Source organism: Actinomycetospora corticicola, from assembly GCF_013409505.1.
GTDB lineage: Bacteria > Actinomycetota > Actinomycetes > Mycobacteriales > Pseudonocardiaceae > Actinomycetospora > Actinomycetospora corticicola.
Genome location: NZ_JACCBN010000001.1, coordinates 2,871,631 through 2,884,152 on the forward strand (window position 1 = coordinate 2,871,631; position 12,522 = coordinate 2,884,152).

General features: G+C 73.0%; 16 protein-coding genes. 3 read left to right on the plus strand and 13 right to left on the minus strand.

Going from position 1 to position 12,522, the window contains the following annotated elements:
- The first annotated feature begins 6 nt into the window (after positions 1-6).
- The gene (ilvD, locus tag BJ983_RS13795) at positions 7-1,848 is read left to right on the plus strand and encodes a dihydroxy-acid dehydratase (protein ID WP_179794300.1); all 1,842 of its coding nucleotides are present in this window, start codon (positions 7-9) and stop codon (positions 1,846-1,848) included.
- A 51-nt stretch (positions 1,849-1,899) separates the two neighbouring features.
- Here ilvD and BJ983_RS30855 read toward each other — a convergent pair whose 3' ends face one another.
- Together BJ983_RS30855 and BJ983_RS13805 are read right to left on the minus strand one after the other, a co-directional pair.
- Complete coding sequence (locus BJ983_RS30855) at positions 1,900-2,562, minus strand: DoxX family membrane protein (RefSeq protein ID WP_179794301.1); 663 nt, start codon at positions 2,560-2,562, stop codon at positions 1,900-1,902.
- A 63-nt stretch (positions 2,563-2,625) separates the two neighbouring features.
- Entirely contained in the window at positions 2,626-3,561 is a 936-nt protein-coding gene (locus BJ983_RS13805) for a 2-hydroxyacid dehydrogenase (protein WP_179794302.1), read from the minus strand.
- Between the two features lie 70 nt (positions 3,562-3,631).
- On the opposite strand from BJ983_RS13805, the gene BJ983_RS13810 reads away from it, so the two are divergent.
- Complete coding sequence (locus BJ983_RS13810; protein WP_179794303.1) at positions 3,632-4,810, plus strand: PQQ-dependent sugar dehydrogenase; 1,179 nt, start codon at positions 3,632-3,634, stop codon at positions 4,808-4,810.
- A gap of 35 nt (positions 4,811-4,845) precedes the next feature.
- On the opposite strand, the gene BJ983_RS13815 is transcribed toward BJ983_RS13810, so the two are convergent.
- Positions 4,846-5,106, minus strand: coding sequence for a hypothetical protein (locus BJ983_RS13815; protein WP_179794304.1), 261 nt, complete (start codon positions 5,104-5,106; stop codon positions 4,846-4,848).
- A gap of 42 nt (positions 5,107-5,148) precedes the next feature.
- Here BJ983_RS13815 and BJ983_RS13820 point away from each other — a divergent pair, with 42 nt between their 5' ends.
- Positions 5,149-5,406 carry a hypothetical protein gene (locus BJ983_RS13820; RefSeq protein ID WP_179794305.1) on the plus strand — a complete coding sequence of 86 codons (258 nt, stop codon included), beginning with the start codon at positions 5,149-5,151 and terminating at the stop codon, positions 5,404-5,406.
- A gap of 3 nt (positions 5,407-5,409) precedes the next feature.
- Here BJ983_RS13820 and BJ983_RS13825 read toward each other — a convergent pair whose 3' ends face one another.
- From BJ983_RS13825 to BJ983_RS13870, 10 genes are all read right to left on the minus strand, one after another.
- Positions 5,410-5,712, minus strand: a complete 303-nt coding sequence (locus tag BJ983_RS13825; protein WP_179794306.1) for a gas vesicle protein K — start codon at positions 5,710-5,712, stop codon at positions 5,410-5,412.
- On the minus strand, positions 5,705-5,950 hold the full coding sequence (locus tag BJ983_RS13830; RefSeq protein WP_179794307.1) for a gas vesicle protein: 246 nt from the start codon (positions 5,948-5,950) through the stop codon (positions 5,705-5,707). The genes BJ983_RS13825 and BJ983_RS13830 overlap by 8 nt, the downstream gene beginning before the upstream one ends.
- Positions 5,947-6,687, minus strand: coding sequence for a GvpL/GvpF family gas vesicle protein (locus tag BJ983_RS13835; RefSeq protein WP_179794308.1), 741 nt, complete (start codon positions 6,685-6,687; stop codon positions 5,947-5,949). Before BJ983_RS13835 ends, BJ983_RS13830 begins: the two co-directional genes overlap by 4 nt.
- The gene (locus BJ983_RS13840; protein WP_425484759.1) at positions 6,684-7,106 is read right to left on the minus strand and encodes a gas vesicle protein; all 423 of its coding nucleotides are present in this window, start codon (positions 7,104-7,106) and stop codon (positions 6,684-6,686) included. Before BJ983_RS13840 ends, BJ983_RS13835 begins: the two co-directional genes overlap by 4 nt.
- Before the next feature lie 10 nt (positions 7,107-7,116).
- Positions 7,117-7,857: a gas vesicle protein GvpO gene (locus BJ983_RS32285; RefSeq protein WP_179794309.1), complete on the minus strand. Its 741-nt coding sequence runs from the start codon at positions 7,855-7,857 to the stop codon at positions 7,117-7,119.
- Positions 7,854-8,099: a gas vesicle protein GvpG gene (locus BJ983_RS13850; RefSeq protein WP_179794310.1), complete on the minus strand. Its 246-nt coding sequence runs from the start codon at positions 8,097-8,099 to the stop codon at positions 7,854-7,856. Before BJ983_RS13850 ends, BJ983_RS32285 begins: the two co-directional genes overlap by 4 nt.
- 3 nt (positions 8,100-8,102) lie before the next feature.
- The gene (locus BJ983_RS13855; RefSeq protein ID WP_179794311.1) at positions 8,103-8,912 is read right to left on the minus strand and encodes a GvpL/GvpF family gas vesicle protein; all 810 of its coding nucleotides are present in this window, start codon (positions 8,910-8,912) and stop codon (positions 8,103-8,105) included.
- On the minus strand, positions 8,909-9,292 hold the full coding sequence (gene gvpJ, locus BJ983_RS13860) for a gas vesicle protein GvpJ (RefSeq protein WP_179794312.1): 384 nt from the start codon (positions 9,290-9,292) through the stop codon (positions 8,909-8,911). Before gvpJ ends, BJ983_RS13855 begins: the two co-directional genes overlap by 4 nt.
- A gap of 66 nt (positions 9,293-9,358) precedes the next feature.
- Entirely contained in the window at positions 9,359-10,612 is a 1,254-nt protein-coding gene (locus BJ983_RS13865; RefSeq protein ID WP_179794313.1) for an SRPBCC family protein, read from the minus strand.
- Positions 10,605-11,648: a hypothetical protein gene (locus BJ983_RS13870; RefSeq protein WP_179794314.1), complete on the minus strand. Its 1,044-nt coding sequence runs from the start codon at positions 11,646-11,648 to the stop codon at positions 10,605-10,607. The genes BJ983_RS13865 and BJ983_RS13870 overlap by 8 nt, the downstream gene beginning before the upstream one ends.
- Between the last annotated feature and the right edge of the window lie 874 nt (positions 11,649-12,522).

The window sequence follows — 12,522 nt, forward strand, 5'->3', positions numbered from 1 at the left end:
ACCCCCGTGCCGCCGCTCCGTTCCCGCGTCACCACCCAGGGCCGCAACGCCGCCGGCGCCCGCGCCCTGTGGCGGGCCACCGGCATGACCGACGACGACTTCGGCAAGCCGTTGATCGCGATCGCGAACTCGTACACGCAGTTCGTGCCGGGGCACGTGCACCTCAAGGAGATGGGCGAGCTCGTCGCGGGCGCGGTGCGTGAGGCGGGTGGGGTCGCGCGCGAGTTCCACACCATCGCGGTCGACGACGGCATCGCGATGGGCCACGGCGGGATGCTGCACTCGCTGCCGAGCCGTGAGGTCATCGCGGACGCGGTCGAGCACATGGTCCAGGGGCACGCGGTCGACGCGCTGGTCTGCATCTCGAACTGCGACAAGATCACGCCGGGCATGCTCAACGCGGCGATGCGGCTGAACATCCCGACCGTCTTCGTCTCCGGCGGCCCCATGGAGGCCGGCAAGGCGGTCGTCGTGGGCGGCGTCGCGCAGGCCCCGACCGACCTCATCACGGCGATCTCGGCCAGCGCGAGCAGCGAGGTCACCGACGACGGCCTCACCGAGGTCGAGCGGTCCGCCTGCCCCACCTGCGGTTCCTGCTCGGGCATGTTCACCGCGAACTCGATGAACTGCCTCACCGAGGCCCTGGGCCTCTCCCTGCCGGGCAACGGCTCCACGCTCGCCACCCACGCCGCCCGCCGGGACCTCTTCCTGACGGCGGGTCGCACGGTCGTCGAGCTCGCCCGCCGGTTCTACGAGCAGGACGACGAGTCGGCGCTGCCGCGCGCGATCGCGAACAAGCACGCCTTCGAGAACGCGATGGCGCTCGACGTCGCGATGGGCGGCTCGACGAACACGGTGCTGCACATCCTCGCCGCCGCCCACGAGGCCGGCCTGGACTTCACCCTCGCCGACATCGACGCGGTCAGCCGCCGGGTGCCGTGCGTGTCGAAGGTGGCGCCGAACTCGAACTTCCACATGGAGGACGTGCACCGCGCCGGCGGCATCCCCGCGATCCTCGGCGAACTCGACCGCGGCGGCCTGCTGCACCGCGACGTGCACACCGTCCACGCGGATTCGCTGGACGCCTGGCTCGGGCGCTGGGACATCCGCGGCGCGAACCCGTCCGACGAGGCCGTCGAGCTCTTCCACGCCGCGCCGGGCGGGGTGCGCACGGTCGAGCCGTTCTCCACCTCCAACCGCTGGTCGTCGCTGGACACCGACGCGAGCGAGGGCTGCATCCACGACGTCGAGCACGCCTTCTCCGCCGATGGCGGGCTCGCCGTGCTCACCGGCAACCTCTCCACCGACGGCGCGGTGATCAAGAGCGCCGGCCTGCCCGAGAACGGCCGCCACTTCCGGGGCCCGGCCCGCGTGGTCGACTCCCAGGAGGAGGCCGTCTCGATCATCCTCAACCGCGAGGTGCAGCCGGGCGACGTCGTCGTCGTGCGCTACGAGGGCCCCGCCGGCGGCCCGGGCATGCAGGAGATGCTGCACCCGACGGCCTTCCTCAAGGGCGCGGGCCTCGGCGCGAAGTGCGCGCTCATCACCGACGGCCGGTTCTCCGGCGGCTCGTCGGGCATCAGCGTCGGGCACATCTCCCCCGAGGCGGCGCACGGCGGCGTGATCGCGCTCGTCGAGCAGGGCGACGAGATCCTCATCGACGTCGACTCGCGGCGGATCGAGCTGCTGGTCGACGACGAGGTCCTCGCCGAGCGGCGCGCCAAGATGGAGGCCTCCGAGCGGCCGTGGCAGCCGCGGACCGATCGCGGCCGCCACCTCACCGCGGCCCTGCGCGCCTACGCGAAGCTCGTGACGTCGGGTGCCACCGGCGCCGTCCGCGACATCTAGCTCTTCCTGACGACGGGAGCCGGTGCGGCTCCCGTCGTCAGGAGCCTGTCGTCAGGACCGCAGCGCGAGCAGGACCGTCAGGGCGGAGCCGACCGCGATGAGCGCGGCGACGCCACCGACCGCGGTCTGGGCCCGGTACCAGGGCCGATCGGCGTCCCCGCTGATGCGACCCGGCCCGGCGAGGACGACGACCGCGGCCAGCGCGACCGCGAACAGCGGCAGCTCCGCGGGGCCGACCGTGCCGGACGCCCAGGCGGTGGGCACGGTGACGACCAGCGCCACCAGCGCGACCGCGAGCAGCGCCGACCCGGCGAACGAGGCGAACACGCCGACGGCGACCAGCACCCCGGCGACCAGCTGGACCCAGCCGAGAGCGGTCGAGAGCTCGGCGACGGACCGGAAGCCGTAGCCGCCCAGCAGCGCCTGGGTGTGCGCGGTCCCGTCGCCGTGGCCGCGCGGGAGGTCGAACAGGGTGCGGGCGCCGCCGAAGAGCGCCGTCACCCCGAGGACGACCCGGGCGACCAGCAGCCCGACCTCCGTGCCCCAGGGCCGGACGGCGAGCACGGTCGTCGTCGGGACCGGCTCGTCGATCGTCGAGGCGCCCCGCTCCTCGCGCCACGGGAAGACGGCGGTGTCGTTGGGCGCCCCCTCGAAGCCGAGGAACGCGAGGTCGCCGCCGCCGCTCTCGACCGGGGTCCGCCGCCAGAGGCTCACGACCGAGGAGCGTAGGCGGCCTCGAACGGGTGACCGCGCCGACGCGCGGGGGACCCGGGTCGGTCAGTACTGCCCGACGACCAGGTTCGGCGGGTCCTCCCCCGCGACGACCGCCTCGATCTGCGGCACGACGACCCGGTAGGCCCGCTCGAGGTGGCCCGGCACGCTGCCGCCGACGTGCGGGGTGATCAGCAGGTTCGGCGCGGACCACAGCGGGTGGTCGGCCGGGAGCGGCTCGGGATCGGTGACGTCGACGGCGGCCCGGAGCCGCCCGGACGTCAGCTCGGCGAGGAGCGCGTCGGTGTCGACGACGGGGCCGCGGGCGGCGTTGACCAGGAGCGCGCCGTCGGGCATTGCGGCGAGGAACGCGGCGTCGACCATCCCGCGGGTCGTGTCGGTGAGGGGCACGAGCAGGACCGTGACGTCGTGCGAGGGCAGCAGGTCGGGCAGCTCGTCGACCCCGTGCACCCCGTCGCGGGCCCGGGTGCCGACCAGCGTCACCGGGCCGACGTCGAAGGGCTCGAGACGACGGCCGGTCTGCTCGGCGAGGTCGCCCGCGCCGACGAGCAGCACGCTCTTGCCCGTCAGGGTGTCGGTGAGGTGCTGGTCCCAGTGCGCGGCGACCTGGTGCCGCACGAATCCGGGGATCTCGCGCAGCACGGCGAGGATGGCCGCGAGCACCCACTCGGCGGTGACCCCGCCGTGGGCGCCCTTGCAGTCCGACAGCGCGACCCCGTCCGGGAGCACCCCGACGAACTTCTCCGCCCCCGCCGTCAGGAGCTGGACCAGGCGGACCTGCGGGCAGGCCTCGAGGAGGTCGCGGGCCGCGTCGGCGCCGAGGAAGCCCGGGACGAACACCTGCGCCTCGGCCGCCTCGGCGGGGAGCCCGTCGACGCCGGCGTCCTCGTCGTAGCGCACCACCCGGACGCCGTCGAGCCGGGCGAGCTCCCGCTCGCCGACCTCGTCGGGCACCAGCACGGTCACCGTGTCGTCGCTCATCGGGGCGTGAGGCTAGACCACCGCGCGGGGCTCACGACGGGTTCAGTCGACGCCGCCTACGCTGATCTCGATGTCATCGGGGCGAGCGCAGCGACGGGGTGTGTCCTCGGGTCGGGTCGCGCACGCCGTCGTGCTCCTCGCCCTCGTGGCGGGCTGCGCCCGGTTCCCCGACGCCTCCGACGAGCCGTGGCGCGACAAGCCCGAGATCGGCGCCGAGCGCGCACCCCAGCCCCAGTCGCCGCCCCCGTCGGAGCCCCGGGCACCCTCGGCGCCCGGGGGCGGGACCCCGCCGTCGGGGCCGTGCGTGGACCCCGACCCGCAGGTGGTCGCGACCTGCCTCGCCCCGGTGTCGGCCGTGGTCACCCTGCCCGGCGGCCAGGCCGCCCTCGTCGCGGAGCGGACCACCGGCCGCATCCTGCGGGTCGCCCCGCAGACCGCCCCCGAGGTGGTGGCGACGGTGCCCGTGGACGCCGCGGGCGACGGCGGGCTCACCGGGCTCGTCCTGTCCCCCAGCTACGCCGAGGACCAGCTCCTCTACGCCTACGCGACGACGTCGTCGGGCAACGCCGTCCTGCGCATCGCCGCCGGGGACACCCCGAAGCCGGTGCTCGCGAACATCCCGCGGGGCGCGACGGACAACCGCGGCACGATCGGGGTCGAGCCGAACGGGACGCTGCTGGTGGCGACCGGTGACGCCGGCACCCCCGACCCGGGTCCCACCTCGCTCGCGGGCAAGGTACTGCGGATCGACCCCTTCGGCCGCCCGGCCGCCGGCAACCCGGACCCGGCGTCGCCGATCGTCGGGTCGGGCCTGCACTCCCCCGGCGACGCCTGCGCCGACCCGACGTCGAACACCACCTGGATCACCGACCGCAGCGGTGCCCGCGACGTGCTCCTCGCCGTCCGGCCCGGCGCCCCGGTCGGGACGGCGGCCGCCGCGGCCCCCGCGTGGACCTGGCCGGACCGGCCCGGGGTGGCGGGCTGCGCTGCCGGCGGCGGCACGCTGCTGGTGGCCCTCGGCGACGCCAAGGGCCTGTTCGTGCTCAACCCGACCGCGGAGGGCCGGTTCGTGGGCGCCCCGCAGACCGTCCTGCAGAACACCTACGGCCGGATCGGCGGCGCCGACCTCGCCTCCGACGGGTTCGTGTGGTTCGGCACCACGAACAAGGACGGCGGGACCCCCGGGGCCACCGACGACCGGGTGGTACGCATCCGGCCGCCGTCCGGGGGCGGCTCCGGGCCGGAGTAGGTCGGTGCGGCCCGGCCGTCAGTCGGGCTTGGCCGTCAGTCGGGCTTGGCCGTCGTGCGGGTGACGTAGCGTTCGACCACGTCCCGGGCCTCGTAGACCGTGCGGGCGTGCCCCCACCGGTCGCTGTCGAGCGTCGAGTGCGTCCACCCGCCCGGAGGCACCCGGGTGCCGAGGGTCAGGTACCCGATCTGCCGGTCCCACAGGATTTCCGACTCGAATCCCCGCGGATCGTCCCAGCGCCACGAGTAGCCGTGGTCCTCGGTCGATTCCAGGACCTCGATCCCGTCGATCTCCATGAATTCCTCCTCCTCGCCGAGCCCGAATCGTAGGATCGGTCCGTGACCGTCTACGTGTCCCTTCCGCAGATTCCGCTGACACTGAAGTTCGAGGAGCCGATGGAGGAGGTCGCCACTCATCTGCAGGGGCTCGTCGAGAACGCGAAGGTGCACCGCTACCACCTCGACAACGGTGCGATGGTGCTGCTCAACTGGGGTGTCATCGAGTCGCTGACCCTCAACGAGGGGCCCCGCACGCTGGAGCTCGACGAGGTCAACCGAGGCCTGAAGGCCTCGATCGACACCGTCTCCGACGAGTGAGGATCAGCGGTCGCGTGGCAGCAGCGGGCCCAGCGGACCGAGATCGAGATTCAGGTCCGCGGGCGTGAGCCCGAACTGCTCGGTCAATTCGTCCATGGCGTCCGAGAGCAGCATCAGCGCCGTTCCCAGGTCCTCCTCCTGTTCCTCGGTGAGTTCCGAGTTCTCCACCCGTCGGATGGCCTGACGCTCCATGAGCTGGCGCAGCAGTTCGATGATCGTGAGCACGAGTTTCATCAGGTCACGGCGCACCGCGTCCTTGTCGATCTCGATGCGGTTCTCCCGGGGACCGGTCGGCGGGTCAGCCATCGATCACCCGCTGCTCGCCGACGCGCTCGGAGGGCACCGGCAGGGCCGGCCCCGACTCGGCGGGCGCGATCGAGGTGATCAGCGCCCGCAGCGAGATGCGCACCAGGTCGACGCCGGCCAGCGAGATCGTGATGTCCCCGGTGAGCACCACGCCGCCGGCGAGGAGGCGGTCGAGGAGGTCGACCAGGGCCACCTCGCGGTCCCCGAACAGCGACGTCGGCCGGTGCTCCACCGTCATGTCGCACCGCCCGCGAACGAGTACGGCACCCACGGGCCGGTGAGCTCGAGGTCGACCGACCCCGTCCGGGCGAGCTCCTCCACGAGGGCCCGCAGCTCCCCGGTGGCCGACCGCTCCACCAGGTAGGCCCCGTTGAGCACCATCTGCTCGGGGCGCCCGGTGAGCGACCGGTCCTGCGGCGGGTGACGTCGCGACTCGACGGCCAGGGCGGCGACGGCGGCGTCGATCTCGTCGGCCTCGCGCTCCGCCGCGGCCACGGCGGCGTTGCCCTCCCGGAGGGCCTCCCGACGCGCCCGCAGGTACGCCGCTCCCGACGACGGGCGCTCCGCACCCGCGGACGCCTTCGCCACCCCCGGACGGAGGTAGGCCTTGACGCCCCACTCGTCCCGGCCGTCGACCCGGTCGAGCACCGCGGCGAAGGCGTCGTGGCTCTCGCGCAGCACCGCGCGGACGCGGTCGTCGTCGAGGTACACCGTCGCCAGCGCGAGCGGCGCCACCGCGTGGTCGCGCCCGACGGCCTCGACCACCCCGTGGTGCGCCCGCGCGACCGCCGCCAGCCACGCGAGGTCCTCGCGGTGCTCGTCGAGGTCGGCGAAGGCCTCCCGGTCCACGTCGGAGACCACGGCCTGCAGTCCGGCCTCGCTCACGAGCCGCAGCGCACCGCCCGCGACCCCGCCCGACCCGACGTCGGGAACCCGCTCGAGGTCCCGGCCGACGGCGTAGAGGTAGGTGATCACGCCTCCTCCTCCGCGTCCGGCTCGCGTTCCGGCTCCGGCCGGGGCGCCTTCTCGACCTTCTTGCGCCGCCGCGCCGGGCGGGCCTGCGCCTGCTCCAGCGCCGAGATGCGTTCCCGCAGCCGCTCGTTCTCCTCCTCGAGGTCGCGGTGCCCGGCCGAGAGCGTCGGGTCGCGCTCCCACCAGTCGATCCCCATCTCCTTCGCCTTGTCGACGGAGGCGACGACGAGGCGCAGCTTGATGGTCAGCAGTTCGATGTCGAGCAGGTTGATCTGGATGTCCCCGGCGATCACGATGCCCTTGTCGAGCACGCGTTCGAGGATGTCCGCGAGATCGGTGCCTCCCGGCGCCCGGGCGGCCTGACCACCCTGGCGGCCCTGCGTCGGAGGCATCGAGCCCGTCCAGCGGACCGGCTCGTTCATGCGTCCCTCCTCAGTCGTCGTCGCCCCGGCCGCGGGTGTAGCGGGAGACCCGCTTGTAGCCGACGAGCTCGCCGTCGGCGTCCATCTCGACCTCGTAGATCGCGAGCAGGTCCGTCGAGTCCGGGATGCGCCGGCTCTCGACGACCTCGAGCGAGACCGTCCACCCGTCCTCGTCGCGCCGGACGGACGTGACGCTCTCGGACTCCTTGCCGGTCATCTCCATGACCTGCTCCGCCGCCCACCGCGCCACCACGCGGGCCGGCACCTTGCGCGGTCGCTGGGGCTCGGGTTCCGGCTCGGGCTCGGGTTCCGGCTCCTCGTCGACGTCGTCCTCGGGGTCGTCCTCGAGCTCGTCGTCGTCCTCGAGCTCGTCGTCGTCCTCGAACTCGTCGTCGACCTCGTCCTCGGGTTCGGGTTCGGGCTCCGGTTCGGGTTCGGGCTCCGGTTCCCGACGGCGGGGGCGCTCCTGGTCCGTCGTCGCGTCCCCGGTGCTCCCCCGACGACGACGGGGTCGTTCCTGGTCGGTCGGTGCCGTGTCGCCGGTGCCGTTCCGACGCCGGGGTCGCTCCTGGTCGGTCGGCGCCGCGTCCTCGTCGTCGCGACGACGGGGCCGTTCCTCCGCGGCGCCGTCCGGGTCGCGACGCCGACGACGAGGCCGACCCGTCGACGACGAGGCCGACCGGCCGCCGGACCGGCGGCGGTCGGCCTCGTCGAGCGGATTGCGGCGACGGGGGCGCTCGGTCCCGCTCACGTCCCTCCGCCCGACGGTTCACGTCCGGTCAGGCGGGCGAGCAGCACGTCCTGCTGGGCGTCGCGCTCGGACTCGCTGATCTCCCCGCGCTCGTGCGCGGCGTCGAGATCGTCGATCTGGGCGCGGATCACCGCCGGGTCGTTCAGGCGGTGGTCCACCTGTTCCTCGATGCGTTCGGCGACCCACACCACGCCGCGCACCGGGGCGAGCGGCAGGAGGAGGAGCTCGGTGAACAGCCCCACGGCTCACTCACCGTCCTGATCCGGCACGTCGTACTCCGGCAGGAAGTCGAAGCACGCCGTCGGTCCGAACAGGCGGAGCTCGACGCGGCCGGACCACTCGTCACCGAGGTCGTCCACGGCGCGCTCGAAGTCGGAGCGGTGGTCCCGGCGCACGAGGAACGCCACGTGCACCGCACCGGTCTCCCCGCTGGCCTCCTTGACCACCGTCGCGACCGCGTACCGCCCCAGCGCGTCCAGCGTCGCGTCGGCGTCGTTCGCGCGGATGGCGTCCATCGCCTGCGAGACGGCCTCGCCGAGCTTGACCCGGTCGTAGTAGGAGCTGTCCTCGTCCATCCCCGAGATCCGCTCGCGCAGATCGCGGATGGACGGGTTCTCCTCGACGATCCGCGTGAGGACCACGCCCTGGTCGTAGTCCCCCCGCAGCGAGAACTGGACGAGGTCGGCCATGTCCTCGAGCGCCCGGGCGAAGTAGTCCCGGTGCGGCTCGAGCAGTTCCGAGCGGACCGCATCATCGTCGGTCAGCACCCCGCCGAACCGCATCGGGAGCACCGCGGTCTCGACGGCGATCGCGTTCAGCACCCGCTCGTGGGCGAGCAGGTGCTGACGCGTGCCGAGCGGCCGGTCGATCGCCACGTCGCTGACGACGGCGGCGAGCGGCCCTGCACTGACCAGCCCGAGCCCGGACTCGCCCGCCTCGCTGCCGGTGTCGATCCCCTCCAGCCCGTCCGGGATCCGCTGCCCGGACCGCAGGATGCCGTAGACGTAGGACCCGACCCGCTCCTCACCGGAGTCCTGCTCCGGCGCCTCGCTCACGACTCCTGCTTCCGGCTCGAACGGCGCTCCTCGCGGAGCTCGTCCCACTTCTCCTTGCCGGCGTCGAGGACACCCTTCGTCTTGCCCTTGGCGCCGCCCTTCATGGTGTTCTCGGTCATGCCGCCCATGAACTCCCCGAGGTCCTTGCCGCCCTTGGCGTGCAGGTCGAGCCGGTTGGTGGCCTCGGCGAACCGCAGGTAGGTGTCGACGCTCGCCACCACGATGCGCGCATCGATCGTGATGAGCTCGATCCCGACCAGCGAGACCTTGACGAAGGCGTCGATCACCAGGCCCTTGTCCAGGATCAGGTCGAGGACCTCGGCCAGACCCCCCTGCGGGGCCTTCTGCACCCCACCGCCCTGCCGTTGACTGACGGTCACGTCTCCTCCTCCTCGCGATGCTGTTCACGTGACCGGGCGCGCTGCTGGACCCGGGAGGTGCCGGGGTCAGGCAGGGGCGGGCTGGCGGCGTCCACGACGGCGGGAGGAGCGTCGACCGCTGTCGGCCTCGTCCTCGGTGTCGCTGTCCTCGGGCTCGACGTCGCCGTCATCCGGCTCGTCGTCCGCGTCGGTCACGTCGTCGGCCTCGTCCAGGTCGTCCTCGGCGAGGTCGTCGTCGTCCAGCCCGTCGTCCTGCTCGTCGTCCAGCTCGTCGTCGGCGAGCTCGTCCGTGTCGAGTTCCTCGTCCGAGGGTTCGTCGTCGGCGAGCTCGTCGTCGGCGAGCTCGTCGTCGTAGCCCTCGACGTCGTCGCCCTCCTCCTCGGCTGCGCGCTCCTCCTCGAGGGCCTCCTCGTGGGTCTTGACGACCTCGCTGTCGCGAATCTCGCCGCGCCAGCCCTCGATCTGGTCACGATTGACCAACGAATCCATCATCACGTGCCGACAGAAATGCTTGAACTCGAGTCGTGCCCGCCGGCCGACCGCCCGCCAGAGGTTCCCGGTCTTCTCGAAGAATCCCTGCGGGTAGTACTCCATGATCAGGACGATGCGCGTCAGGTTCGGCGCGAGCTCACTGAAGGTGACGATTCCGTCCGCGCGCCCCTTCTGCCCCGAGGATGTCCACAGGATGTGCGAGTCGGGAATCTGCTCGACGATCGTGGTCTCCCACGAGCGCTTCGACCAGAACACCTTGGCGTGCCACGTGACCTTCTCGTCGGAACTCTGGTCGACGTTCTCGACCTTCTTCATGAAGCTCGGGAAGTCGGCGAACTGCGTCCACTGGTCGTAGGCCAGGCGCAGCGGGACCCCGACGTCCTGGGCCTCGAAGATGTTCATGAACTTGAACTTGCCGCGGGCACCGGCGTTCCCGCCGCCCCCGCCCCCGCCCTCGGAGTCGGCGTCCTCGTCGTCGTCCCCGCCGCCGAGGCCCGGGACCACGTTGCCGAGCGCGCCGGTGACCTTGTCCTTCACCGTGCCCGCTCCGGAGGCGAGCGCGCCCATGATGCCCCGTCCCCCGCCGTCGCCGTCCTCGTCGTCGTCGTCCCCACTGCCGCCGCCGCCGAAGGCACCGGCCAGTCCGACCCCGCCGTTCTGGGCGACGTCGGTGAGGCGGTCGGTCAGTCCTTCCACCTGCTGCAGGGCGGCGTCGCCGAGCTTGCTGACCAACGCCTGGACGAGCCGCTGGGCCGCGTCCTTCATCGCCTCGGTCGGCAGGGCCCCGGCGATCGAGCCGGTGCCCGTGTCCGTCGCGGTCTCAGTCATCGCTTCCCCTCGTACGTCGCGCCGACGAGGTGGTGGCGCCCGAGCGCGAGCGGCCACTCCCCGACGTGCTGCGGGCCGAGCGCCCGGACGACGCCGAACGACCGTTGCTCGACGCGTTCTTGCTGCCCGACGAACCCTTGGCCGCGCGGACCGCGGGCTTCGCGCTCGACCCGGACCCGTTCGACGTGGAGGTCCGACGCGGACGTCGGGGCCGTTCCTGGTCGGTCGGCGCGTCGGCCGGGGCCTCCTCGGCGGCCTCGGCGGTGGCGGCGTCCTCGTCCGCGGGCTCGCCGTCGTCCGTGGTGTCGGCGTCCACCGCTTCCTGCTCGGCGGTGTCCTCGTCGAGGTCCTCGTCGTCGGCGTCCTCGACGTCCTCGAGGTCGTCGGCGTCCACGTCGTCGGTGTCCTCGACGTCGTCACCGGCGGTGTCGACCTCGCCGCGCGGGTCCTCCTCGACGACGTCGTCGTCCTCGGTCCCGTCGACCACGTCCTGCTCGGTGGTCTCGTCCGCCGGCTCCTCGCTCTGCTCGCCCCGCCGCTTGCGACGACCGAGGCCCTTGCGCACCGCACCGCCGGCCTTCTTGCCGGTCTTCCCGACGGTGCCGGTGACGGCCCCGCCGGCCGCACCCGCGGTGTCCACGACCGCGCCGCCCGCCTCGGTCGCGGTGTCACCCACCGCGCCCCCGGCCTGGGTGGCCGCCTGGCCGGCGGCCTGCGCCGCTCCGGACGCGGGCTTGCCGAGGTTCTCGACGCGGTCGACCAGGCTGTCGGTGAGGGCCTCCATCCGGGCGCTCGCCGCGGCCAGGGCCGCCTCCTTGCCGACCTCGAGCAGCCGACCCCGCACGGCGGTGTCGAGACGCTGCAGCTCCGGCGAGGCGTCGACGAGCTTCGACGCGGCGGCGAGGAGCTGGGTCGGGTCGGTCGGGATCTTCTTCCCGACGAGGGCCCCGCCGAGCATGATCGCCAGCTTCATCTTCTTGGTCCGCCCGAGGAGGTAGCCCCCCACCACGGCGAGGACCAATTTCGCGCCACCCATCAGCAGTTACCCCGCAATTCGATCGGGCGCGCTGGTTCGATCCCTCGCGCGTGGTCGCCGTTCTTCCCGAACACTCGGCGTCTCCAAACCTCGTCGGCCAACCGTGTCGACTATTTACGCCGTACTCCGGTGGTGGCGGACCCTACAAGTCGTGATCGCCGGTGGCGACGGCGCGGGCGGAGATCCGGGAAGGTTCGGCCGAATGCCGATCAGCACTTCCCGCAGGGGGCGGATGAATGCCCGGAGAACCACGGCGAATGCTTCCGCAAAAGGGGTCATTCGGTCCGCAACAATGGGCGATCGCATTCGTCGAATGGACCGGACAGGCCCGTGTCCGCTCGACCGAACACTGATGATGATCAGGAGGGCCTCATCGGCCGATCTATCACTGACTGAGAGTGTAAGCCAGGTCACACACCCGTCCGGTCGCAGCTCTCGGCGGACCGGCAGTGCGCGCGCTGGACCGTCCGCTGCAGTCGCGGTACGTCCGTCGGGCGGACAGGGCGCGAGGACCGGAGGGGGCGGACCCGTCGTCGCGACCGCCCCGCTCCGGACGGGGATACCTCGACCACGCAGGCGGCACACCGGGACGGGGCGGGGACGAGTGGGATCGACCCCGGAGGCCGACGTGACCGCTCGGCGCATCGCCCGCCCGGGAGGTGGCGACCGTGCCCGGACACACCACGACCCCGCCGTCCACCCCGGGGCAGCGGGGAGGACGACGGGGTCGTGGGTTCGGGGAGCGGACGAGGACGGACGGGCGGGCCGCCGACCGGGTCGGAGTCGGTCGGAGGGGCCCGCCGTCCGCGTCGCCGCTGCCGGGCGGGGAGGCCCGGCACCCGACCCCGCGTCCGACCCGATCGGGGAGGGGCCG

Bases quoted from the DNA above. Each gene is read 5' to 3' on its own strand.
- BJ983_RS13805 (WP_179794302.1), bottom strand. From the start codon at position 3,561: ATGAGCGACGACACGGTGACCGTGCTGGTGCCCGACGAGGTCGGCGAG.
- BJ983_RS13810 (WP_179794303.1), top strand. From the start codon at position 3,632: ATGTCATCGGGGCGAGCGCAGCGACGGGGTGTGTCCTCGGGTCGGGTC.
- BJ983_RS13815 (WP_179794304.1), bottom strand. From the start codon at position 5,106: ATGGAGATCGACGGGATCGAGGTCCTGGAATCGACCGAGGACCACGGC.
- BJ983_RS13825 (WP_179794306.1), bottom strand. From the start codon at position 5,712: ATGGCTGACCCGCCGACCGGTCCCCGGGAGAACCGCATCGAGATCGAC.
- BJ983_RS13830 (WP_179794307.1), bottom strand. From the start codon at position 5,950: ATGACGGTGGAGCACCGGCCGACGTCGCTGTTCGGGGACCGCGAGGTG.
- BJ983_RS13840 (WP_425484759.1), bottom strand. From the start codon at position 7,106: ATGAACGAGCCGGTCCGCTGGACGGGCTCGATGCCTCCGACGCAGGGC.
- BJ983_RS13865 (WP_179794313.1), bottom strand. From the start codon at position 10,612: ATGACTGAGACCGCGACGGACACGGGCACCGGCTCGATCGCCGGGGCC.
- BJ983_RS13870 (WP_179794314.1), bottom strand. From the start codon at position 11,648: ATGGGTGGCGCGAAATTGGTCCTCGCCGTGGTGGGGGGCTACCTCCTC.